At 71.1% G+C, this 25,417-nt stretch carries 10 protein-coding genes (1 of these 10 running past the window's edge); 5 read left to right on the forward strand and 5 right to left on the reverse strand.

Annotated features, from left to right (window positions below; genetic code table 11):
• Positions 1 to 13,051, forward strand: partial view of a scabin-related ADP-ribosyltransferase gene (locus EHO50_RS11710; protein ID WP_128429836.1) — the final stretch only. 19,106 nt of this gene lie to the left of the window's left edge; the window shows 13,051 of its 32,157 coding nt (coding positions 19,107-32,157); its start codon lies beyond the left edge, outside the window; it ends in the stop codon at positions 13,049 to 13,051.
• A 19-nt stretch (positions 13,052 to 13,070) separates the two neighbouring features.
• Positions 13,071 to 14,261 carry a hypothetical protein gene (locus EHO50_RS11715; protein ID WP_128429837.1) on the forward strand — a complete coding sequence of 397 codons (1,191 nt, stop codon included), beginning with the start codon at positions 13,071 to 13,073 and terminating at the stop codon, positions 14,259 to 14,261.
• Positions 14,262 to 14,317: 56 nt separating this feature from the next.
• On the opposite strand, the gene EHO50_RS11720 is transcribed toward EHO50_RS11715, so the two are convergent.
• Positions 14,318 to 16,291 (reverse strand): collagenase, encoded by a 1,974-nt coding sequence (locus tag EHO50_RS11720; protein ID WP_128429838.1) that lies wholly within the window; start codon positions 16,289 to 16,291, stop codon positions 14,318 to 14,320.
• Between the two features lie 184 nt (positions 16,292 to 16,475).
• Positions 16,476 to 17,435 (reverse strand): LysR family transcriptional regulator, encoded by a 960-nt coding sequence (locus EHO50_RS11725; protein ID WP_128429839.1) that lies wholly within the window; start codon positions 17,433 to 17,435, stop codon positions 16,476 to 16,478.
• A gap of 162 nt (positions 17,436 to 17,597) precedes the next feature.
• Here EHO50_RS11725 and EHO50_RS11730 point away from each other — a divergent pair, with 162 nt between their 5' ends.
• On the forward strand, positions 17,598 to 19,043 hold the full coding sequence (locus EHO50_RS11730; protein ID WP_128429840.1) for a glyceraldehyde-3-phosphate dehydrogenase: 1,446 nt from the start codon (positions 17,598 to 17,600) through the stop codon (positions 19,041 to 19,043).
• Between the two features lie 78 nt (positions 19,044 to 19,121).
• Here the strand turns inward: EHO50_RS11730 and EHO50_RS11735 are convergent, their stop codons facing one another.
• Together EHO50_RS11735 and EHO50_RS11740 are read right to left on the reverse strand one after the other, a co-directional pair.
• A complete protein-coding gene (locus tag EHO50_RS11735) occupies positions 19,122 to 20,765 on the reverse strand; it encodes a thiamine pyrophosphate-binding protein (protein WP_128429841.1) in 1,644 nt (547 codons plus the stop codon).
• Positions 20,762 to 21,547, reverse strand: coding sequence for a cyclase family protein (locus EHO50_RS11740; protein ID WP_128429842.1), 786 nt, complete (start codon positions 21,545 to 21,547; stop codon positions 20,762 to 20,764). The genes EHO50_RS11735 and EHO50_RS11740 overlap by 4 nt, the downstream gene beginning before the upstream one ends.
• Positions 21,548 to 21,679: 132 nt before the next feature.
• On the opposite strand from EHO50_RS11740, the gene EHO50_RS11745 reads away from it, so the two are divergent.
• Both EHO50_RS11745 and EHO50_RS11750 read left to right on the forward strand, forming a co-directional pair.
• Positions 21,680 to 22,804 carry a GDSL-type esterase/lipase family protein gene (locus EHO50_RS11745; protein WP_128429843.1) on the forward strand — a complete coding sequence of 375 codons (1,125 nt, stop codon included), beginning with the start codon at positions 21,680 to 21,682 and terminating at the stop codon, positions 22,802 to 22,804.
• Between the two features lie 36 nt (positions 22,805 to 22,840).
• Positions 22,841 to 24,472: a cellulase family glycosylhydrolase gene (locus EHO50_RS11750; protein WP_128429844.1), complete on the forward strand. Its 1,632-nt coding sequence runs from the start codon at positions 22,841 to 22,843 to the stop codon at positions 24,470 to 24,472.
• Positions 24,473 to 24,553: 81 nt separating this feature from the next.
• Here the strand turns inward: EHO50_RS11750 and EHO50_RS11755 are convergent, their stop codons facing one another.
• Positions 24,554 to 25,297, reverse strand: a complete 744-nt coding sequence (locus EHO50_RS11755; RefSeq protein ID WP_128429845.1) for an SDR family oxidoreductase — start codon at positions 25,295 to 25,297, stop codon at positions 24,554 to 24,556.
• Positions 25,298 to 25,417 lie beyond the last annotated feature (120 nt).

The raw sequence follows: 25,417 nt of genomic DNA on the forward strand, positions 1-25,417 counted from the left end.
GGACGGTGACGAAGACGCTTACGACCCGGTGGACGACGCGCGCGAGGCTCTCACCGCCGCCGATCCGGCGACGCGGGTGCGGGTGGTGGAGGAGCCGCTGCGCGACGCCGGGCCGCTTGCCGGATACCGGCTGCGGCGGACCGACACCCCGGCGACCGAGACGTCCCCGGCGTCCTCGCGACTGGAGCTGGTGGATACCGCCGGTGAGGTCGTCCCGGACCGGACAGTGCTGCCGCGTGAGGGCGGCGGGTTCGTCATCCAGGGCCCCGAGGGCAACCTGTACCTGGACTCCGCCAACCGCTTCGAGTACCGCGAACTGGAGCTGCCGGGCCTCGACCACGTGGTCCGGCTGCGGCAACCGGCCGGTATCGAAGGCCCACTTCAGCTCCTGGACCGCCAGGGCGACCCGGTCGAGGGCGCACGCCTCGCCCGCTTCCCGGACCGCCTCACCGTCACCGTCCCGCTGACGGGCCAGCACCAGGGCACCACGGCCGAGTGGCACTTCGACAACCGTGGCGCACTGGTCCGTCAGGTCCTGCCCCAGACCGGCCAGTCGTCCGGCAGCACGGTCACCGGCCGCGGCAAGGCACCACTGGATACCGCGGAGACGGCGGAGCGGGCGGCAGAACGGGCTGCGGACGAGTCTGCCGACAATCAGGCCGACGACCAACTGACCGAGTCCGACACCCAGGCGTCCGTTCCCGACACTGTCCCCGAGCCCGCGGAGCAGCCCACGGCCGAAGCCGGCCGGCCGACGCTTAACGATCTGTTCGCCGCAGCCGACCTGGCGGACGTGCTCGGCCACAGCGACACCCCGCTCGACCCTGCCGAGTTGGTACACCGGGCGCGGACCGAGCAACCCAGGATGACCGGTGAGGTCGACGGCTTCGAGTTGCGCACCGCGATCGTCCGGATGGTCGGGCAGGCCGCCGCCGAGCACGGTACGTACGCGCTGATCGACAACGCCTTCTCGGACGAGCAGCTCAAGGCGAACTTCCACCGCGCCCTGGACGGCGGTCACATCGTCGACTTCAGTGGCCGGGCGAAAGGCGGGCCGCAGGTGGTCGTGGAGGCCGTGGGCCTCGGCACACCGCACGGCGTGACGTCCGGCACCGCCGACTTCACCTTCGACCGGACCCAGGCGGTGGAGGACCGCAGTTCGTCGGCAACCCGCCAGCCGCCGTCCCTCGAACCGGCGGCGGGCCGCGTCCCCATGCCGTGGGTGCAGGTCCAGGCAAAGATCGCGGGGATCTTCAACGCGCGGGACTCGAAGCAGTCCGCGAACGTCAAGCGCAGCATGAAGACGAAGGTCGTCGAGACGGGGGTGCCGGTCACGAAGGCCGGGCACGACGTGACGTACCGCGTCTCGGTGCGCAAGCCGGGCCGCTGGCCCTGGAGCAAGGCCAGGGTCCAGGAGGACATCGTCCACGTACCGGTGCAGCTCACCTGGCCCAAGCCGGCCGAGGACACCGCCACGCGGAGCGACGGCCGGCAGGGCATCGAGCGGCTGCGCACCGAGGAAGTGGTGCACGCCGAGTTCACAAGTGTCGACTCCGGTGTCGTCCGCGAGGTCGAGAAGGCGCTGGGCCGCGAGTTCGACGTGAACGACCCCGTGGCGCGGGACCTGCGCACCTGGCTGAAGCGGCTGCCCGAGCACGCGACGGAACTGTTCGGCGGTGAGCCCGTCCGCAAGTCCTTCCCGTTCAAGGGCCGTTGGGGACGCACCCAGGTCATGCTGGCCATCGCCAAGGACGTCGTCGTCCAGGACCTCCCGGACGCGGAGGGCACCGTCACCCGCACCCATGAGATCAGCGAGGAGAACACCTCGGGGCAGGGCGTGACCCAGCGCTGGGGTGCCGGCGTCACGGTGGGTGTGGGCAACACGACCCACGCGACCGGCACTGTCGGCCCGGTCGTCCTGGGCTACGGACTGACCAAGAACACCACCGACGTCACCGACAAGCGCGAGCGCACCGAGGCGGAGAAGTACAGCGGGCCGGTCCACAAGCGCCGGGCGGAGTTCAGCCTCGTCGTCCGGGTGGGCGGCCCGGACGGCCAGGCGCAGCGGGTCGACGGCGGTGTGGCGACGCTGTGGACGCGCGAGCGCGACGCGGCGGCGCCGGCGAACGACGCCCAGGACGCGGTGTCCACCGATGACCCCGCCGAGACGGAGGAGTCCGCCACGCCGCGGGCCGCCGTCGAGGAGCCGGCGGGCGTGAGCCGGTTCACCGTGGCGGACCGGCTGGACTCCGTGTACCGGCTCGCGGACGAGACGGTGGAGGACATCGCCGGCCGGGTGCTGCACCGTCTCCACGCGGAGGGTCTGCTGGACGCCGCCCGGCTGGACAGGACGAGGACGAGGCTGCGCGCCTTCCTGCGGGAGCACGCGCGGGAGCTGGCGAACGGCGGGGACGGGGTGCGGTTCCCGTTGAGCGCGTGGTCCAGCGGCGCCCCGGATGTGTTCGTCCGCGGTGTGCTGCGCCCCGCGGACGGCCGATACGTGCCCGGCGGTACGGCGGATGTGACGCTGACCGGTTCCACCTCTGCGAGCCACGCCCAGAGCACCTCGCTCACCCGGCGCCGGGACAGCTCCGTCGGCGTGGCGGCGGCCGGGTACATCGTCGACGGCGATGAGGTCGAGTACGCCGCGACCGGGCTGGCGTACAAGTCCAACCAGCTCGACACCCACAAGATGACGCAGCGGCTGGGGTCCGAGCGGCCGCTGGGCGGCGGCACGGGCGTCCACCGCTTCGACTTCCCGGTCGACTTCGAGGTCCGGGTGGGCGGCCGCTGGTCGATGCCGGGCGAAGTCGAGCGGTGGCGGGACACCTCGGGCGACGGGTCCCCGAGGATTCGCGGCCGGGTCGAGGTGGCGGTGCCCGAGCGTGCCGCGGTGCCGCTGGCGGAGCCGTCGCGGGATACGGCCGAAGCGTCCACCCCGGTGTGGCAGGAAGGGAACGCGCCGGAGTCCGACCAGCGCGTGGGACGCCTGCCGGCCGACTACCAGCTGGACTCGCTGAAGCCGGTACCGGGGCTGCAGAGCACCATGGCCGAGATGCTGGCCGCACCGCCCGGAACGAGCTGGCGGGAGTTCTACCGCCGGCCGCTGACGGGCAGCGCCCCGGCCGAGTTCGACCAGCACCAGGGCAAGAACTGGCTGGAGCGGAAGCGGGACGAGATCAGCGAGCGCAACGCCGCGCTGGACGTCCTGGAGAGTTTCACCGGTCCGACGGCCCGGATCGCCGGTTTCGAGCGGGCGGTGGGACTCGCGGACACGGTCCCCCTGAAGAGCCACAATCGGGCGGGACTCGCGGGCAACCGCGAACTGTTCGCGCGCGTGGGCCTGTCGGCCCGGCTCGGTGACCCGCGGATCGTGGCGGTCGACGAGCAGCACCGCTTCGGCGGCACACGCCACGGGCAGGTCGAGCGGGCTACGGACGCCCAGCAGGGCTGGGCCGTCAAGGCCAAGCTCGCCGGCGGCATCCTGACGCCGATCCCCGACGCGCACATCAACGTCGGCGGCGAGGTCGGCGGCTCGCTGAGCTATGTCGCGACGCAGGGCACGTCCGCCGGGCGTACGGCGAAGGACGTGTCCACCGACGAGTGGGTCGAGCGCGGCTACCTGGTGAGCTTCGACGCGACCTACCAGGCTCACACCACCAAGGACCAGGCCTGGCAGGACCTTGCGAAGCGGCTCCATCGGGACCCGGCCCAGGAACGGTCGTCCTGGGTGCAGGTGCCCGACGCCGTCACCGTGTGGGTGCCGGCCGCCGAGATCCACCGAGTCGGCGAACTGACCGAGTCGGACATAGCCAAGCTGGTGGCCGCCGACGCGGAGCGCTACCGCGCGACGCTGGCCGAGGCCGAGGCCGAGGCCGGCATGGACACCGAAACGCGGCAGGATCCCGACACGGCAGTGGCGGAGTCACCGGCGCCGACCGAGACGCCGGATATGCCGGCGGTGCGGGCGCCCGCCAACGTCGGCCGGGGCAGCGGCAGCGTCGACCTGTACCGGCTGGAGGCCGGCGGCGAGCTGGTCCAGCAGATCGCGCGCCGGCTGGACGAGTGGTCGGTGGCGAACGGGCGGCCGACGAGGTTCGACCGGATCAACGAGCGGCTGGTGCACGACGTGCTGGGCCCGGTGCTGTCTGGGCCCACCTCCGGTACGGCGATCGAGCAGATGCTGAACGGCGGGCGGCCGGTGTTCCTGGAGGGCGACACGGCCTTCGGCAAGGTGGAACAGCTGGTGGTGCTGAAGGCACAGCTGGGCGAGGGGACGTACCACGCCACGCGCTCCCACCACACCTCGCGCGGCGGCCTGGACACGACCGAGCGCACGGCCGACACGACCCAGTCCGGCTGGTCCGCTCTGTGGGGCGCGTACGTCGTCGCCAATCCGGGTGCGACGGGAAAGCCGGGCGCGATGTTCACGGCCGGAGTCGGCGGTTCCCACTCCTGGAACACGAAGGACGAGGTGTCGAACGAGCACACCGACTCGCTCACCGGCTCCGAGTCCGGGGTGAGTGTGCAGTTCCTCCACGATCTGCGGGTGACGATGGAGGTGCATCCGCACGCGAGTCCGGGCACCTACAGCAAGCATCTGCCGGACTGGATGCCCAAGCCCGGCGGCCGCTCGTACGACGGCTCATGGACCGAGCAGTTCACGCTGCCCGGTGCGGCTCGCTCCACGGTGCCCGCGGAGGAGGTGCTCCCTGCGGACGAGGCGGGTCCCTCGACCGGGGCGCAGGTCCAGGGTTCGCTGTCGCAGTGGCAGCAGGATGCCGGACTGCCGGTGGGCCTGCCCACGAAGACGCTGGTACGTCCCTTCGACGCGCCGCAGCTCCACGAGGTGCTGAACGACCTGGCCTTCGAGGGCCGGGACGGACGGCCGGTGCTGCGCCCGAGCGCGGGCTTCAAGCTGCTGTCGCAGACGGGTTCCGAGCTGCTGCGGTCGAGGCTGCCGGAGGCGCTCTCCGAGCAGGGCCAGGTGATCGACGTCGCCGGGGACGCGCTGGCACGGGTGGTGGTCAAGGCCGACGTGGTGGATCGAGAGGTCGTCCGGGTGATCCAGGGCGGCTCCCTGACCAGGACCGCCACCGACACCTCGAAGGCAGAGACGACCTGGACGAGCGCGGGTGAGCTGGGCCCGGAGTGGATCGCCGACTTCCGCCAGCCGACGATCCAGGTCGAGGACCAGACCGCGGCCAACCGGCCCAACGTGCTGCTCGCCGATCCGTACAGCACCTGGCTGACGTACGGGGAACCGAAGTCCGTCGCAGCGGAGACGACCCCCGAGGTTCCGAAGCAGGCGGAGGAAGCCGAAGCAGGCCCCCACTACCTGGTGCGGCTGACTCCGAAGTGGACGGTCACGCCCGCCTACCGCGAGAAGAAGATTCCTACGCGAAGCCGTCCCACCCTCGCGGAGTGGCAGACGCCGATCACCACCGAGCCGGACGAGCCCATCCTGGTGGTGGTCGACCAGGAGGGACTGGCCCGACTGGGCCTGCACGAGCCCGGTGACGGCGACACCCGGACGTCGCTGCTGACGGTGTCCGAGGAGCGGTCGCCGCGACCTGCCGCCGATCCGGCGGTGCGGGTGCGGGTGGTGGAGGAGCCGCTGCGCGACGCCGGGCCGCTTGCCGGATACCGGGTGCGGCGGACCGACACCCCGGCGACCGAGACATCCCCGGCGTCCTCGCGCCTGCAGCTGGTGGATACCGCCGGTGAGGTCGTCCCGGACCGGACAGTGCTGCCGCGTGAGGGCGGCGGGTTCGTCATCCAGGGCCCCGAGGGCAACCTGTACCTGGACTCCGCCAACCGCTTCGAGTACCGCGAACTGGAGCTGCCGGGCCTCGACCACGTGGTCCGGCTGCGGCAACCGGCCGGTATCGAAGGCCCACTTCAGCTCCTGGACCGCCAGGGCGACCCGGTCGAGGGCGCACGCCTCGCCCGCTTCCCGGACCGCCTCACCGTCACCGTCCCGCTGACGGGCCAGCACCAGGGCACCACGGCCGAGTGGCACTTCGACAACCGTGGCGCACTGGTCCGTCAGGTCCTGCCCCAGACCGGCCAGTCGTCCGCCAGCACGGTCACCGGCCGCGGCAAGGCACCACTGGATACCGCGGAGACGGCGGATGTGGTGGAGCCACCGTCGGCACACGCCCCGGCGGAGCTGGACGAGGAGCCCGAGCAGACGGCAAGTCGTGGCAGGGAGCGGCGGGCACGCTGGCAGCCGGGGCTGTCGACCGTCCCCGAACAGCTGCCCGCGACTCCCCCGTTCCGGCTGCTGGTGCCGTCGCCGGAGGTGCTCGCCCGGTACGAGCTGCTGGGACTGCCGATGGTTCCGGAGGTCGTGGACGCGCGAGGGAAGGCAGTGCCGGGCTGGACGGTGACGTCGCGTGCGGACGGCGGATACACCGCGTCCGACGCGTCGGGCGAGACCCGCTGGCAGTTCGGTGCGGACCGGGTACCGCAGGCTCTGGACGTGCGGTTGGCGGGGACGGAGGACTTCGTGCGGTTCACCGCCGGTGCCGACGGTCCCGAGCTGTCCGTGGTGGGCACGGAGGACACGAGCCAGTACGAGATCGGCGAGGTCCGCGACGCGGCGGGAGTGCTGACCGAGGCATGGGTCAGCACTCCCGGCGACGACCTGGGGTGGCGTTTCGACGGAACCGGCGTACCCCGCGACGTCGAGGTGCCGCTGACCGGCGCGGGGCTGCCCGAACACCTGGCGGGTGCGCAGATCCGCAAGCTCCGGGTCCCGGTCTCCGAGACCGCCCCGTCGGGCTGGGTCGCCGAACTCGTCGCCGACGACCCGTGGGTCGTGGCCTCCCACGTCCTGGAGACGACCTCGGACGCATACGTCCTCAAGGACCGGGTGACCGACGAGGCGCTCCGCTTCGACGCGGACGGGGTCCTGGTACCGGCCCGCGAGCACCGTGAGGCGCCTTGGCGGACGTTGCTGCGCCGGCTGAACGAGGGGCTGTTCGCGAAGCGTCCGCCCCGGGTGGAGCCACAGAACCACCTGGGCACCATCGGCCTGGAGTACGACCCCGAGCTGGCCCGGATCTTCGACGAGACACTGCCCAAGGCGCGGCAGAGCGGCACACACGGTGAGACACCTCCGTTGCTGACGTCGTTGATCGCCGGCGATGCCACGGACTTCCTGCGGCGTGCCGGACTCGACCCGGTGGCGGACCGGGAGGAGCTCGTCGAGCTGCGGGCATCGGTCCATGAGGCGCTGTGGACGGACGCCCGGCGCGCCCTGGACGAGGCCGGGCCTGTCACGGACGCGGCCGGGCGTTCCGTGAACGGATTCACGGTGCTGCCCGCCCACCCGAACGGACTGCGCCCGGTGGTCCACGAGGCCACGGGGCTGGAGACCATGTTCGCGCGCTCAGGCCAAGTGGTTTCGCACCAGGTCTACTTGCACGAGGTCACCGAGGAGCTGGTGGGACGGCGGATGCTGGTCACCCACGGCCCTGGCGGGGAGTTCGTGTTCGAGTGGGCGGACGTGCCCGAGAGCGCGGAGCACCTCACCGTGGCCTGGGCGGGCGACGAGCACGGGGCGAGCGCAGACGACCCCCGTCAGTTCCTCATCCGGAACAGGCGTACCGGGGCGAAGTACTTCTTCAGCGCGGACGGCACGCAAACCGAGGCTGTCGGCGAGCCGGAGGTCTTGTCGCCACGGGCGGCCGAGATCGAGCAGCCCCAGCGGGCGTCCGAGGCACCCGAGATCGCCGTGGAGTCGTCCGAGAACGAGCAGTCCCAAATATCTGCTGACACCGACGCCGACGCCACCGACACCGCACAGCCGCACGAGCATCAGCACGAGCAGCAGCCGGACACCCCCACGGCCTCTCCCGAGCCGCACGCGCAAGCTCACCCAGAGCCGGAAGCCCAGCTGGAACCACAGCCCCAACCACAGCCCCCACACGCCGAAGCCCCCTGGTACATGGGCCAGGAAGACATGGACGCGCACGGTGAGCTGAACGTCATCGCCGTCGACCCCTGGGACGAGGCGCTGATCCGGCAGTGGGCCAACAACATCGCGTACGCGGTGCGCAGCGACGGCGACACTGCCGGGCTGGCGACGGGCATCCGCGAGGGCCTGCGCACCCTGCTCCGGGACGGGACCGTACCCGAGGCGTTGTCAGCCGGCCGGGACACCGCTGGCACATCCGCCGCGGACAAGGACAAGGAGCGGCGGCTGGACTTCTGGGAGGCGGCCCTCCAGCGCGGGCTGCGGCTCACGGCGGGCGGTCGTGTGGTGTGGCTGCGGCCGGTGCTGCGCGATGTCGAGCCGTTGCCGACGACGACGCCCGCTGTCGAGCAGTACGTCCTCAACTGGAACAAGCAGGCCACCACGCACAAGTCGGCGTGGGAGCGGGGCTGGGGCGGCGGGACGTCCGTGCTGACGGCGATCTCCACGGGCGCGAAGGTCGCGTCGTCGGTCACACCGGCGCCGGTACTCACCTTGGAGGCACACCGCACCGGCGAGACTCAGACCAACCGCACGGTGGCCTTCGACCGCAAGGTCTTCATGCAGCAGAGCACCCCGTTCAGTGCGGGCCTGAAGCTGCGGATCTTCGTCGACGGCGAGGAGCGTCCCCACGACGTCGTCACGCCCGCCCGCCTCACCGTGCAGCTCCCCAAATCGCTGACCGTGCCGGGTGCTCTGCGGCACGTCGCCCACGAACCGTCGCGCGACGGCGAGCCCTCGGACACCGGGTACCAGCGGGCCCGGACCATCATCAACGCGATCGATCTGATCCCGTCGGCCGTCGAGTTCGAGCGCCGGCTGCACTCGGCGGGGCTGTCCGCCGATGTCGTACGAGCCCTGATGGACCGGACTCTCACCCAGTTGAACGAGCGGTCCGCCATCAACCAGAGCAAGAACCTGCTGACCAACGGGCTGGTGACGGGGCAGGTGTCCGGCTCCCTGGGCATCGGCAGCTCCTTCAAGGGCCATGTGGCGATCCACGCGACGGTCGAGGGCCTGCGCTATCTGGGCGACACGAGCAAGGTCCCCGTACGTGAGGACGCCGCGAACACGCTGGCCGTGCACCGGAAGGAGGGCGCACGCACCGGCTTCTCGCTGGGCGCGCGGGTCACCGCGGGGCCGGCGGAGTTCTTCTCGTTCACCGGCGAGTTCAAGCGAGCCACCGGTCACGGCCTGGCCCTCGCGACCGACACCCACACCATCGTCCAGACCACCGCGGACCATGCGCGCTACCGCGCCTCCCTGAACCTCACCATCGAGGTGCGTTCCACCACCCACCGGATCGAGCCGGTCACCCTGACCGTGCCGGCCGAACTCGCCGTCCCCAGCCATGAGGCCGCCGACTTCGAGCACCGCATGCTCGGTCCGGACGCCACACTGCTACGGCAGCCGCAACCGGAGCCGGACGGGCCGGTGGAGGCCCACCCGTACGTGCGAGCACTGCTAGCCGAGGCCGCCGAGCTGGGCGTGGGCCTGCCGGAGACGGCGCTCCGGCGCCCGGAGCGGCTGGACGCGGAGCTGCCCGAGCCGCACGAGCGCGAGCCCCTGGCCCTGGCGGCGCGTAAGGGCCCGGGCTTCGGCATCCTCTTCGGGCTGCCCGGCGCCGAACTGGTCCACGACCAGATCCGGACCGTCATCGAGCTGACGCACCAGCAGCTGACCGGTCGCCGACCGAAGTTGACGTTCGAGCCGCCCTTCGTCGAGCTGCGCCGTCCCCGGGTGAACTGGGCGGGCGCGGACGCGGACCTGCTCACCTCGTTCGGGCGGGCGTCCCTGGAGACCGACCTGGCGCAGCTGATGTCGGGCATCGAGCACTCGGTGCGGCTGGGCGGCCGGACGTACCGCGTGTCGATGGCGGCCCGGCTGCTGGAGCGCGTCGGCGGTATCACCGGTGACGAGGCGCGGCCGATGTCGCTCAACGTTCGCACCAATCAGGGTGCCACCGTCACGGGCGAGCGGAAGAACAGCTGGAGCGTGCGGGGCTTCCTCGGTGCGCGCGGCCAGGTCAAGCTGGCCGAGGAGGTGCGACTGCAGCTCGGGCAGGCGGGTGTGACCGGCGGGTTCGGGAGCGGAACCAAGCAGGCGTTCTCCGGTGGGGCGGCGTCCGGCCAGCGCGCGGACATGAGCGGCAAGGTCGACGAGCACGTCTACAACGTGATCTACAAGCTGTCCGTGCGCACGGAGGGTCACCCGGAGCAGAGGTGGTGGATCGACAAGCCGGGCCAGGTGGTGGCCCAGGTGGCCGTGCCGCACCTGCACGTGCCGGAGGAGAGGATCTCGCGGGAAGTGCTGCGCGAGGCCTACGAGACGCGGCCGCTTCCGGCGCTGCCGGCCGTGGACCGGCAGGTGGACTTCGCCGGCCATGGCGCCACCGCCGTGTTCCGGTCGGTGACGGCCCCGCCCGAGGTGGTGCGTGCGGCGGCGGAGATGTATCGGAAGGCCAACAGCCATCCGGACACGTGGCTGGCGGACCCGGCGAACTGGCCCGCGGAGATCAAGGAGCTGTTCTCCCCGAATGAACTGGTGGGGCGTTTCCCGACGTTGACCGGCGCTCAGGGACGGCGGACGGAACTGCCCGACGGTCCCGACGGGTGGCACCAGGCTCTGCGGCTGCGGATCGTCGCCGTCGACCCGCACCATGTGCGGGCCCACGACGGCTCCGACTTCAAGCTGTGGCAGAACAGCAGCGCCTCCGCCAAGTACGAGCACGCCGACGACCGCACCCGTGCCCTGGGCCTGGCGGGCCGGCTGGGTCCGGTGGTGCACCTCGGCCACGGTGCGGATGAGGGCGAGGGGGCGGATTCGGCCGGCGAGGAAGGGGCCGCGGCCGGACAGCGCAACGCCCTGACCGCCGAGGTCGGCGGCACCCTCGGCGTCGGGTATCAGTGGGGCTGGGAGACCGGCGACAGCACCGCCGTCGGGCCGGTCGGTATCACGCGCGGCACATACGGCGGCCCCAAGCACACCTACCGGGCCGACGCGGTGTTCCAGATCACCCTCGACCGGTGGCGGGGGCGCCATCTGACCGATCCCGTGACCCGCGGCACCTCCGGCACGACCAGCGACGAGCTGACCCTGGAGGTCAGGCACGGCCTGGACTTCGTGGTCCCCGAGCGCCGGATCTTCGACCTGGGCCTGCCGGTACCGGACGGCGTGGACCACGTCGAACCGCACCCGCCGACCGACCACTTCGACCCGGCACTGCTGGCCGGAGGGAGCCACCCGGAGGTCCTCGAGTCCGACGGCGTGCTGGACACGATGAAGCGGTGGCTGACCGAACAGCGGCTGCTGCGGCCAGGCCCCGACGGCGTCGGCCACCTGCCTGGCCGGCTGCTGAGCGAAATCGAGGCTTCCTATTCGCCCGCGGCCCTGCTCGACCAGTTCACCCTGCTCAACACGACCGGGGTCAAGCGGTGGTGGCCGATTCCGTCGGCCTTCGGTGCCACCCGCTACCTGTGGACCAAGGTCACCGCCGAGACCCTGGAGCCGATGTCGCAGCACGACCGGCCCGAGATGACGATGCTGCTGCGCGGCAAGGCGATCACCGAGAACACGACCAGTACCTCCCGCTCGACCGAGTTCGAGGGCCACATCGAAGTGCACGGCAGGGTCGGCACCTCGACCACCGGCGCGCTCCAGGTCGCGGGCGGCTGGTCCCGCGAGGCGAGCACGGCGCACGAGCAGCACGCTCAGGGCGTGGGCGTCTACTGGGGCCAGACCAGCAACCCGTCGGTCGAGTTCCAGCTGCGCCAGCGGTTCGACATCGAGATGGCCATCACTCAGCAGCTGCCCGAGATCCTCGCCGTACCCGTGCGCGCCTACCACGGCGTCACGCTCGCCACTTCGAGCCTGATGGGCCACCGCCGGCACGCGGCGGGACGCGTCCAGCAGCATCCGTCGTTCGTCGCCCGCTTCCCGCAACGGCCCGGGGAGGGCTCCGTCGACGGCTGGGTACGGGTCGTCATCCCCAAGCACACCGTCCAGCCGGGCCCGGCGCCACAGCCGATCGCACCCCCCGCTCAGAACACCGTCGCGCGGTGGGAGTCCGAGGGACGGCCGTCGAACGACGCACTGGTGGACCTGCTGGCCGAGCACGGGCATCCCTGGGCGCTCCCCGCCGCCACCGCCGTGAACCGCTGGGCCGTGCTGCCCGCGGCCCCGACCACCTCGCGTCCCGAGCCGACGACGCCGGAGTCCTGGCGGCCGGACGGCAGCACGCTCTTCGGCATGGTGTACGACCACCTCACCAACGAGGTGCACATGCGGCTCAGCCTGGAGCAGCTGCTGCGGCACAAGTACCAAGTGCTGGTCGGCGGCGAGAAGGTGACCGTGGGCATGCGGATCACCCGCGCCACCGCGCTGCCCGGATCCGAAGTGAAGATCCTCTCGCGCCACTTCAACCAGGGCCGGGACACCGAGGAGCACGTCAGCGGCGCGGCCAGTGCGTGGTTCGCCGGCATCGGCCCGGCCGTCGGCGGGGAGGTCGACGGCCACTCGCTGCGGGACTCGCTGCCGCTGCGCTACGAAAGCCATGGCTCCGGGGAACAGGCCGGGGAGTCCGAGGAGATCCTGGAGCGCAACACGGCCTCCACCCGGCAGTTCCGCTACTACAAGGCGGACGTCGAGCTCGTCCTCTCCGGCCCGCACGGGAAGCTGCTCGTCGACGCCCCCGGCGGCCTGTACCTCATGCTCCCCACCGCCGTCGAGGACTCCCCCGCCCTGCGGGACATCCTCGTCACCGAGCCGGAGCCCCGGCAGGCGGACAACTCCGACCCGGCCTCCCATGCCGAGCGCCCGGTCGACCCCCTGGTCGAGGCGTTTCTGACCCGCATCAGCGGTGATGCCGCGTCGGACAGCCGCCGATCAGAACCTCCCGTTTCGCCCGCGCCGCCCCCTGAGTCGGCGCCCGAGCACGAGGCCGACACGGTGGTGCACCAGTCGGACGGCGCGGAGACCGCCGAGGCCAGTGCGGAAAGGTTCCTCACGCTGATCAACGATGACCGACGCGCAGCCGATACCGGCAGCCGTACCGATACCGACGAGGAATGAAGAAGGGACCGAGGCCCAGATGAGACCAGGAGAACACGCCTCCGACGAACCCGGCGGGGCGGAAGCCGCCGCCGGGCAGGTCGGAGCACAGGTCGCGGTCGCGCCGGCGCCTGCCGCGCCGGGGACCGATGCCGACGGGAAGGCCGGCCGGCCGACCGGCGCCGTGTGGGACCAACCCCTGCCTTGGGCCACGCCGCAGGCCGAGGGCGAGGACCAGAGCTCCGAGGAGCCCACGTCCTCACAGGCCGAGTCGCCGGCAGCCGAGGCGGACCCGGCAGCGCAGGCGGCCGCCGCCCGTGAGGAGGGCGGAGACGGGGCGGAGGCCGAGGCAGCGGGCGACGCGGAGCAGGGTGCGGAGAGCGCGGACGGTGCGGACGCCGCCGACAACGACTCCTCTGTCGCACTGTGGCAGGCCGCTGCCGCCGACCAGCAGCGCGGTGCGCACGCGGCGCCGACTCCCTTGGGGGCCACCGGCGTTGCCGGCCACGCCGTCTCCAAGTGGCTGCTCGGCGCGGCCGTCGCGGTCGGCGGTCTGGTCGCGGCCGCAGGAGCGGTCAAGGGCATGAGTTCGCCACCCGCCGCGACGGCCAAGGAGAAGCCGGAGCCGATCCTGGCTCCCGGCCCGGGCCTCGACGAGGGCGGCAGCCCGACGCCGACTTCGACTCCGACGACGCCTGAGAAGAAGCGCGCCGCGGCGGGGGCCGGGAAGGCTGCCGCGGCGGCCGCGCCTGCCGCGGCCCACGTCCCCGGCGTTCCCACCCCCACACCGACGCACACGCCCGAGGTCGCGTCCCAGCAGTCGGGCGTCAAGTCCTCGGTGGCCGGGCAGAGCAGCTATGTCGCCGTCCAGACCGCCCTGAAGTCCCCCAACGACTACTGGAGCCAGAGCTCCGTCACCGTCACGACCGCCAAGAAGCTCACCGCGCTCAAGGTCGTGCTGCATGTGGCGCAGACCGGTGGCGTGGCGAACACCGGTGTCTGGACGTCGCTCGGTGACAAGGTCACGGTGCACACCGGAAGGGCCTCGGACGGAGGAGCTGACTACGTCGTGGTGCTCAACGAGGGCATCACGCTCGACGCGGGAACGTACGTCTTCCAGTTCGGGTACAACCACGACAAGGGCGCCCGTGAGACGGTCCATGACATATGGGGCGTGGTGACCACGGCCGCAGGTGACAGCAACGAGGTGTACAAGAACGGACGTTACTGACGTCACTTCGGTCCAGGCCTGCCCAGGCCTGGACCGAACAGTGCGGATGCCGCCCGTTACAACGCTCGGCCGACGGCGGCCGACGGCCTCGCGCAGGCGCCGGCGGCGCACTCCGTCAGCCACTGGTCGAAGTCGGCGTCGTAGCGGGTGCCGATGTCTGAGGCGTAGACGGCGTGTCCGCCCGCGTAGTCGCCGACGCGGAAGCGGGCGAGCATGCGGTGGACGTCGGCCGGGTGGCGCTCGAACATGTAGCGGACCGCGAGGTAGCCCCACGGGTAGGTGCGGGTCACGTCGCTGTTGGCGTAGGTGTTCTGGAACAGCGTGCTCAGCCGGTACGTGTGCTTGCCCGCCTCCGCGACCGCCTGCTCGTCGGTGATCCCGCGGTAGCCGTAGGAGACGTACTCGGCCACGCCCTCGATCCACCACACGTCCGGCACCGACGTCTGCTCGGCGAAGTCGCCCTTCATGTCGTACCGGGCGTCCAGGTAGTGCGTGTACTCGTGGTTGAGGTTCCAGATCCTGGCCGCGTGCCCGTCGTCCCGGCTCTTCTGGTATATCACCGCGAACGGTTCGTTGGCGGGGTCGGTCGGATCTCCGATCAGGGTCATGCCGCCGTTGTCCGTGCTGATCCCGAAGATCGCCCCGGCGTAGGTCCGGTAGTCGGCGCTGCCGGCGAAGACGACGAGGTCGAGGGTCGACAGGTACTGCCCGGGTATGGGGCCGTCGTCCCGCACGAGATCGTGGAAGTACCGGTCCTGCCCCAGCACACTGGCGCACGCCGCGTCGAGATCGGCCGAAGTGAGGGACTGGGCCCGGATGGTGTGCGCCGCGTCGCAGGAGTGGGAGATCGGCAGGACCGCCCTGGTCAGCTGCCCGGCGAGGTCACAGACGCCGTAGTACGAGCAGTTGGGGCCGTCGTAGTACTCGGCCTGGGTCGCCACCGCCACCCACAGCCCGGCCGTCGGGCCGGTGATCCGCGATTTCTCCAGCAGGTCCCTGGCCAGCGGCCGGACCGTGGCGTGCAGCGCCGGGTGTTCGACGTAACGGGCGAGGTTCATGCCCGCGTTGGAGGCCAGATAGGCGTTGTCGCCGGCGAGCAGGTCCAGGTGGTTCAGTGCGAACGCGTGCAGGGTCCGGGCGATGAACGGGTCGGCGGTGACCGCCTTGACGTAGTCCGCGTTCCAATTGCCGCGCCAGAGCGGGGTGTACACGGCGTTGACGGCGGCCAGCATGCTGCGGATGGCGTCGTAGGAGCTGTCGTACGCGTTCAGCATCCGCCGGTAGACCTTCAGATAGCGGGCCTGCTGGTCGGCGCTGTCGGTGAGGATGACGACCTCGCCGAGCACGTCGCCGTTGGCCGCGGTGACGTCCCTGGAGCGGGGGCGCGCGAAGAAGGTGTCCAGGCCGCTGGTGGTGCTGCGGGCCAGAGCGGTGCCGTACGGGCCGACTTCGGCCGGGTGGTTGAACTGGACGTAGTAGCCGGCGCGCAGGAACAGCACGAGCTGCCACACCCGGGAGGAGTTGTCGCCGCGATAGGTCCGCGCCGTGCTCGTGAAGGCCTTCGCGACGGTGACCATCTGCGGCTCACGGAAGATGGTGCGGGCGTCCGAACCGGTCACGGCGAACAGGCTGTTGACGCAGTCCGTGGTCGAGGCCTTGACGAACGCGACGAGCTCGGCGCCGGTCCGGCGGCCGAAGTCGTCCGGGCTGCACGAGGCCGCCTTCGCAGCGGCGCCCGTACGCGGAGGGGTCGGTACGGACGTCGGTGCCAGGGGCGGGAGTTGGGCCGGGGTGAGCGGCTGTCGCTGTACGGCAGGGCGGTCGGCGGGGTTGAGGTGGGCGCCGGTCGGCGGTGGGGGTTGCGTCGCCTTCGGCGCCTTCGCCGGCTTCAGGGGCGAGGGCACTGAGGCGGTGGGGCCGGTGTCGGCCGGGGGTGCCGCGAACGCGGGTGTCGACAGCAGGCCGGAGAGTGTGGCGCAGACGGCGAGTGTGCCGGCCAGGCGTCTGGGCAGCACGAAGCGGTAGCGCATCTGGGTTCCTCCACGGATGTGATGCGCCTCGATACGGGTGCTGAGGCGTGTGAGGCACTGTCCCAGTGCCGGCCTGCCCCAACAATGGCGTGTGACATAGCACATGGCACCGGTGGGCCATAACGCCCGGCGCCCACCGCCCCTTACGCCACCCGTGCCGCCATCACTGCCACGGCCGCAGCCGCTACGCCCCGGGCACGCTCCAGGTGCGTGCGGCCCAGGCCCGCAAGTGCGGGGACTGTGCGGCGAGTTCGCGGTAGGAGGCGGTGGCGGACTGGAACAGCGTCTCGGCGAGTTCTTCGGCGACCGCGGCACGCCGCCAGGCCAGGACGTAACGGCACCACAGCGGCGTACCGATCAGCGGTTTGACGACGACGTGCGGAATCGGCCGCAGCGTGGCCTGTACGAGGGACACGCCGAGCCCGTCGGCGATCATTCCCTGCAACTGCAGCTGGTCGCCGAGGAATTCGTGCACCGTGGCGGGTGTGAAGCCGGCCGCCGCACACGCGGCATGGAAGACGCCGGGCCAGCCGGCCCCGTCGTCGGGCGTCACGAACCACGCCTCCTCGGCCAGGTCGGCGAGCGCGATCTGCGGGCGGTGCCGGAGCGGATGGCGGGACGGCAGGGCCACGAACGTCGGCTCGGTGACGATGCCGCGATGGACCACCGCGTCGGAGTGCTCCAGCTCCCTGCCGGGGTAGTCCGCGGCGATGGCCGCGTCGACCGTGCCGTCCTCCAGGAGTTCGACGATCCGCGAGGAGGCGTACACACTGCTCACGGAGAGGGGGACATCGGGGAGCCGGGCACGGACCCCGGAGACCATGCCGGCCAGCATCGGGGAGTTGGTCGATGCGACGCGCAGGGTCCGGTGCGCGGTCGCGGCTCTGGCGGCCGGACGGCGCCCGATCGCGTCGGCGCGGGTCAGGACGTCGCGAGCCTGAGCCACCACTTCCACGCCGTACCCGGTCGGGCGAACCCCCGTCGGCCCGCGCTCGAACAGCGGCTCACCGAAGTGCCGCTCGATCCGCCGGAGTTGGGTGCTGATCCCGGGCTGCGAGTACCCCAGTTCCGCGGCTGCCCGGCCCACGCTCCCCGCGTCGGCGATCGCGCACAGCACCCGCAGATGCCGAAGTTCCAGCTCCATACGGTCACCCTCCCCGTCGCACATAGAAGACACCATCAAAGTCGCGAGTCGTACAAATCATCTCCATATCGGGCATTTCTGCGTACGCAGACCCCCCTTTGAACGACCGTCGCACCGGGTGGTTAGCATATGAGCGCTACCTAGCTCGAAAGATAGGCGCCCGTGACTGTCAACGACGACTCGTTCACCAACTGGAAGAACCGCGAGGAGATCGCGGAGTCGATGATCCCGATCATCGGGAAGCTGCACCGCGAGCGGGACGTCACCGTCCTGCTGCACAGCCGCTCCTTGGTGAACAAGTCGGTGGTCAGCATCCTGAAGACGCACCGGTTCGCCCGGCAGATCGCCGGTGAGGAGCTCTCGGTCACCGAGACCCTGCCCTTCCTGCAGGCGCTCGCCGCGCTCGACCTCGGTCCGTCCCAGATCGACATCGGCATGCTGGCCGCGACGTACAAGTCCGACGACCGCGGTCTGTCGGTGGAGGCGTTCACCGCCGAGGCCGTCGCCGGTGCCACCGGCGCCAACAAGATCGAGCGCGGCGAGGGGCGCGACGCCGTCCTCTACGGCTTCGGCCGCATCGGCCGCCTGGTCGCCCGGCTGCTCATCGAGAAGTCCGGCTCGGGCAACGGCCTGCGGCTGCGCGCCATCGTCGTCCGTGGCGGTGGCGACCAGGACATCGTCAAGCGGGCCTCGCTGCTGCGCCGTGACTCCATCCACGGCCAGTTCCAGGGCACGATCACCGTCGACGAGGCGAACAGCACGATCATCGCCAACGGCAACGAGATCAAGGTGATCTACGCCAACGACCCGAGCGAGGTCGACTACACGGCGTACGGCATCAAGAACGCCATCCTGATCGACAATACGGGCAAGTGGCGCGACCGCGAGGGCCTGTCCAAGCACCTGCGCCCCGGCATCGACAAGGTCGTCCTGACCGCGCCGGGCAAGGGCGACGTCCCCAACATCGTGCACGGCGTCAACCACGACACGATCAAGCCGGACGAGCAGATCCTGTCCTGCGCCTCCTGCACCACCAACGCCATAGTCCCCCCGCTGAAGGCGATGGAGGACGAGTTCGGTGTGCTGCGCGGCCATGTGGAGACCGTCCACTCGTTCACCAACGACCAGAACCTGCTGGACAACTACCACAAGTCCGAGCGCCGCGGCCGCAGCGCGCCGCTGAACATGGTCATCACCGAGACCGGCGCCGCCTCGGCCGTCGCCAAGGCGCTGCCCGACCTCAAGGCGAAGATCACCGGCAGCTCGATCCGCGTCCCGGTACCGGACGTCTCGATCGCGATCCTCAACCTCCAGCTCGCGCGTGCGACCGACCGCCAGGAGGTCCTCGACTACCTGCGCGACGTGTCGCTGACCTCGCCGCTGCGGCGCCAGATCGACTTCATCACGGCCCCCGACGCGGTCTCCAGCGACTTCATCGGTTCGCGGCACGCCTCGATCGTGGACGCGGGCGCGCTCAAGGTCGAGGGCGACAACGCGATCCTCTACCTCTGGTACGACAACGAGTTCGGCTACTCCTGCCAGGTCATCCGCGTCGTCCAGCACGTCTCCGGGGTGGAGTACCCGACCTTCCCGGCGCCGGCGGTCTGATCCCGCCCAGCCGTCGCTGACCCGTCTGCCGGCAATGCGGTGCCGACAGGCGGGTCGGCGTTCGGCCTTCTCCCCCGCTCAGTGGCCGCGGAACGCCTCCTCCAGCCACCAGGACCCGTGATCGGCGACCACCTTGGCGTCGACGAGCAGCGGCGCGGATCGCGGGCCGGCGACCCAGTCCGCCACGGCCTTCAGGTCGGCGGTCGTCCGAACGGTCACCGCCTCGAAGCCGTAGCCCCGCCCGATGGCGGCGATGTCCGTCGGCGGGAAGCGGACCGTGTCCAGCGGGTGCCCGTCGGGTCCGAAGTGGTGCACCTCGGCGCCGTAGGCCTCGTCGTCGTACACCACGACCACCATGGGCAGCCCGAGCCGACGGACGGTGTCCAGCTCGACGGCGCTCATCAGCGCACCGCCGTCCCCGAGCGCTGCCACGGGCAGCCGGTCCGGCTGTGCCAGCGCCGCCCCGATCGTGGTCGCCAGCCCCAGCCCGATCGACTGGAACGCCTGCGTGAAGCAGAAGCCCTTCTCGTCCGGCACCGACAGGTACGCGCTCGGGTAGCCCATGAAGTTGCCGGAGTCCACGCCGACCACCCGCTCCGCGGGCAGGATGTCGTCGAGCGCGGCGGTCAGTGTCCGCGGGTCGATCCGCTCCCGCGTGCTCGTGTCCTCGTGCGGCACGTCACGCCGGCGCAGGCGTGCCCCGAGGGCCGCACCGACCTCCCTGGTTCGGTAGCCCTCCCGCTGCCCGCGCTCGCCCGCCTCGACCACCTCGCGCGCGGTGAGTCGGACGTCGCCGGTGACACCGAGGTGCACCGGCCGGTGCGCGCCGAGTGCGGACGACTCGTCGTCGACCTGTACGACGGTCGCGTCGGCGCCGATCAGACGGCCGTGCCGCATCGTCCACATGTTGAGGGCGCAGCCCCAGCCGACGATCAGGTCCGCGCCCTGGATCAGCTCGGCGGCCAAGGGCGAGGCGAAGCCGCCGGAGACGTCCAGTGACCATGGGTTGCCTCGGAAGAGCCCGCGGGCGACCGCCGAGGTCGCCAGCAGCGCGCCGTAGCGCTCGCCGAGCGCCTCCAGGGCCTCCCGGCTGCCGGGGCCCCGCGCGCCCCGGCCGGCCACGAAGAGCGGCCGTCGGGACCGCCCGAGGAGTTCGGCCAGGGCCGTCACGTCGGTCGGGTCCGGCTCGACCGCGGCCCGTTGCTGAGGCGGTGCCGCTGCCGCGAGGGCGCCGCCGGGTACCTCCAGGGCCTGCACCGGCAGGGGGAGGTTGAGCAGGACGGTACGCCGCTCCCGCACCGCGAGCTGAACCGCCGCACACGCCTGCTCGACCGCTTCCTCCGCCGAGCTGACCCGGACCGTGACGGCGCCCACCGCGCGCGCCAACGCCTCTTGGTCGACATAGAAGTTGGACCTGGGCTCGGTCACCTCGGCCGCGAGCACGACGAGCGGCGTACGGCTCTTGGCCGCCTCCGCGATTCCGGTCATCGCGTTCGTCAGGCCCGGCCCCTGATGCACGCTCACCACCGCGACCGTGCCGCTGGTCCGGGCGTAGGCGTCGGCCATCGTCGCCGCGCCGCCCTCATGGCGTGCGGCGACGAACCGCGCCCCTGCCGCGATCATCGCGTTCGTCACATGGAAGTTGCCCGAGCCGACCACCCCGAAGACCTGGCCGACCCCGGCCGCGCACAGCGCCCGGCCGACCGCTTCCGCGACGTTCATGAGCGCTCCACCAGGGCGAGGACCCGTGCGGGAGCCCCGGAGCCCGTGACGATGGGCAACGGTCCCGCGATGACGACGGAGCCGGTCGGCGGCAGTGCGGCGAGGTTCTGCAACTGCGTCAGGCCGTACTTGTCGCTGCCCATGAGGTAGGAGTGGCAGGGAAACGCGGGGTCGAACGACAACGCGCGCCCGGCATCCGTGCCCACCGTCTCGACGCCGAGGCCGATCACCGGCGCCTCCTCGGCGACCCAGCGGGCGCACTCCGCCGACAGACCGGGGGTGTGCGGGCCGTTCTCGTCGGCGTTGAGGAACGCCTCCTGGGAATGTGCGCGGGCGGCCCAGCCGGTGCGCAGCAGCAGCCAACCGCCTTCGGGCAGGGGGCCGTTCTCGGCTTCCCAAGCCTGCACGTGATCGACCTCGACCAGGAAGTCGGGATTCTTGGCGACCTCGGCGGTGAAGTCCAGCACGGCAGCGGGCGCGACGAGCCGGCGGGCCGGCACCGAGGCCACGTCGGCGAGATCCTTGCCGGTGACCCAGTGGTTCGGGGCGTCGAAGTGAGTGCCGGTGTGCTCCCCACTGCGGAAGTTGTTCCAGTACCAGGCGGGGCCCCGGTCGTCGTACCTGCTGATCTCCGCCAGCTCGAAGACGGCGGTCTGCCCGAACTCGGGTGGCAGTTGGATCACGGGTGTCGACGACGACAAGGGTGAGGTGAGGTCGACGACTTCGATCGATCCAGCGCGCAGAGCGGACACCAGCGCGGCAAGGACGGACGGCTCGGGCATGGGCGCCTCCTCGGTCGGGGCTCTCGACGGACAGCATCGCAGCCGTACTTCCCACCCCTTGACGCGTCAATGACAACAGTGGCTTCATGTCCCCATGGGAGCGCTCCCACCTGACTCGGGGAAGGGAACACCATGCGCGACGCCCGCCGATCATGCTTACAACTCCTGCCGCTCTTGGGCCTGTTGGCCGCCCTGCTCCTGCCCCTCGGAGTGACCCTCGCACCGCCGGCCGCTGCCGCTCAGGCCGCGGAGCCCGTGCGCATCATGCCGCTGGGCGACTCCATCACCGGCTCGCCGGGCTGCTGGCGGGCGGTGCTGTGGAACCGGCTGCAGAGCGCCGGATACACGGACATCGACTTTGTCGGCACCCTCGGCCCGCAGGGCTGCGGACAGCCGTACGACGGGGACAACGAGGGCCATGGCGGCGAGTTGGTCACCAACGTGGCCGACCAGAACCTGCTGCCGGCCCGGCTGGCGGCCACCCTGCCGGACATCGTTGTCATGCACTTCGGCACGAACGACGTGTGGAGCAGCATCGCCCCCGAACGCATCCTCGCCGCATACAACAAGCTGGTGGAGCAGATGCGGGCCTCCAACCCGGACATGAGGATCCTGGTCGCGCAGATCATTCCGATGAACCCGAGCAGTTGCACGGGCTGCGCGCAACGCGTCGTCGACTTCAACGCACGGATCCCCGAATGGGCCCGGACGACGTCCACCAGCCGCTCCCCGGTCACCGTGGTCGACCAGTGGACGGGGTTCGACACGGCCACCGACACCTATGACGGCGTGCACCCCAGCGCCTCCGGCGACGAGAAGATCGCCGCCCGCTGGCACCCGGCCCTGGCGGCGCTCCTCGACACGAGCCCTGGGGGTCCCGGAGATCCTGGGGATCCGGGAGACCCCGGTGACCCTGGTGATCCCGGTGACCCGCCCGCCTGCACCGCGGCCTTCCGTGCCGTCTCCGTCTGGCAGGGCGGCTACCAGGGTGAGGTGACAGTGACCAACACGTCCGCCTCAGCCGTCTCGGGCTGGACCGCGACGGTCGTACCGGTCGACGGCGCCCGACTCACCCAGGTCTGGAACGGCACCCTCGGCACGGCCGCCGACGGCACCGCGACCGTCACCAACACGTCGTGGAACGGCACGTTGGCACCCGGCACCAGCGCGAGCTTCGGCTTCATCGCCAGTGCCCCGGCAACGGCCGGCACCCCGTCGGCGACTGTCACTTGCACGGCGCGCGCCGCGTCATCCTGACGCACCGTCACCCCATCTCACCTTTCGGAGCCCGCCATGAGATCCCGCACCAGCATCGCCCCACGAGTGGCCGGCGTCATAGCCGCGCTCCTGGGCCTGCTCGTCCCCTTGCTCTCCTTCGCCACGCCTGCCCAGGCAGCGGCCACCGGTCTGCACATCCAGAACGGCCGACTGCTGGAGGCGTCCGGGAACGACTTCGTGATGCGTGGCGTCAACCACGCCCACACCTGGTACCCGGGCGAGACGCAGTCGCTGGCCGACGTCAAGGCGCTGGGTGCCAACACCGTCCGCGTCGTCCTCTCCGACGGCCACCGCTGGACCAAGAACAGCGCCGAGGACGTGGCAAGTGTCATCGCCCGGTGCAAGGCCAACCGGCTCATCTGCGTGCTGGAGGTGCACGACACCACCGGCTACGGGGAGGAGGCCGCGGCCGGGACCCTCGACCACGCGGCCGACTACTGGATCGGCCTGAAGGACGTGCTCACCGGCCAGGAGAACTACGTCATCATCAACATCGGCAACGAGCCCTGGGGCAACACCAATCCCGCCGGCTGGACCGAGCCCACGATCGCGGCCGTCAAGAAGCTGCGCAACGCCGGATTCGCCCACACGATCATGGTGGACGCGCCCAACTGGGGCCAGGACTGGCAGGGCGTCATGCGCGCCAACGCCCAGTCCGTGTACGACGCCGACCCCACCGGCAACCTGATCTTCTCGATCCACATGTACAGCGTCTACGACACCGCGCAGGAGATCACGGACTACCTGAACGCCTTCGTCAACGCCCGACTGCCCATCCTCATCGGCGAGTTCGGAGGCCCGCCCGACCAGTACGGCGACCCGGACGAGGACACCATGATGGCCGCCGCCCAGCAGCTCCGGCTCGGTTACCTGGCCTGGTCCTGGAGCGGCAACACCGACCCGATCCTCGACCTGGCGATCGACTTCGACCCCGCGCGGCTCAGCTCCTGGGGCCAGCGGATCTTCAACGGCGCGAACGGCATCGCCGCCACGTCCGAGGAAGCCGCCATCTACTCCGCCGGCGGCGGTGACACCACTCCCCCGACCACTCCCGGAACGCCCACCGCCTCCGCCGTCACGTCCTCGTCCGTCGCCTTGACCTGGACCGCCGCCACCGACGCGAACGGCGTCACAGGCTATGACGTGGTCCGCGTCAACGGCACGACCGAGACCGCGGCCACCACCACGACCGGCACCTCCGCCACCGTCACCGGCCTCGCCCCGGCTACCTCCTACACCTTCGCCGTCTACGCCCGCGATGCGGCCGGCAACCGCTCGCAGCGCTCCGGCACGGTGACGGTCACCACGTCCTCCGGCGGTGCACCGGCAACGTGCGGTGTCGCCTACCGGGTGACGAACGAGTGGCCCGGCGGCTTCCAGGGCGAGATCGTCATCCGCAACACCGGCAGCTCGGCGATCAACGGCTGGACGCTGCGCTGGACCTTCCCCGACAGCCAGCGCATCAGCAACCTGTGGGGCGGCACCGCGACGCAGAGCGGCGCCGAGGTGAGCGTCGCCGCCGCGTCGTACACGGCGACGATCGCCCCGGCGGGCTCGGTCACCCTTGGCTTCACGGCCACGAAGGGGAGCACGAACCCCAAGCCCACGGCCTACACGCTCAACAGCTCCGCCTGCTCGCTCGGCTGACCCGCGCCGGTGCTGAACCTCCTTGGCGTCCTGTGTCGACACAGGACGTCGAGGCGGTCGGGGGGTCGGGCGGTCGGGTGATCAGGCGACCATGCCGCCGTTGACGTAGAGGGTCTGGCCGTTGATCCACCGGCCGCGGCCGGCGATGAGGGAGATGACCTCGGCTATGTCCTCGGGGGTGCCGAGCCGCTCGAGCGGGTTCATCTTCGCCATGGTGTCGATGGTCTCCTCGTCCTTGCCGTCCAGGAACAGTGCCGTGGCGGTGGGGCCGGGGGCCACCGCGTTGACGGTGATGTCCCGTCCGCGCAGTTCCTTCGCCAGGACGAGGCTGATGGCGTCGACAGCGCCCTTGCTGGCCGCGTAGGCGGCGTAGGTCGGCAGTGCGAGCTTGGTGACGGACGTGGACAGGTTGATGACGGCGCCGCCGGAGCGGACATGGCGGGCCGCCTGCTGGTTGACGACGAAGGTGCCGCGGATGTTGGTGCGGTGCATGCGGTCCAGGACGTCGAGGTCGAAGGAGGCCAGCGGAGCCAGCGCCATCATGCCCGCGGAGTTGACGACGACGTCCACGCCGCCGAACTCGGCGATCACACTGTCGAACACCGCCGCCACCGCCTGTTCGTCAGCGACGTCCGCCTGATAAGCGGCGGCACGGCCTCCGGCCTCGCGGATCGCGGCGACCGTGTTGTCGGCCTCCGTCTTGTTGCCCGCGTAGACGACCGCCACGATCTGGCCGTCCGCCGCCAGCCGCTCGGCGACCGCACGGCCGATCCCGCGCGAGCCGCCGGTGACGATCGCGACGCGCTGCTCCGGTGTGGTGCTCATGCTGTGCTCCCCATGTCCGCGGCCTCACGGCTCGCCACCCGCCATCACTGTTTCCATCGATAACGATACACCGATTCCATCGATACGCAACCAGCGATATCGAGAATTCGTTATCATCGA

Origin of the sequence: Streptomyces cyaneus, from assembly GCF_004028635.1 — a bacterium.
Classification (GTDB): Bacteria; Actinomycetota; Actinomycetes; order Streptomycetales; family Streptomycetaceae; genus Streptomyces; species Streptomyces cyaneus.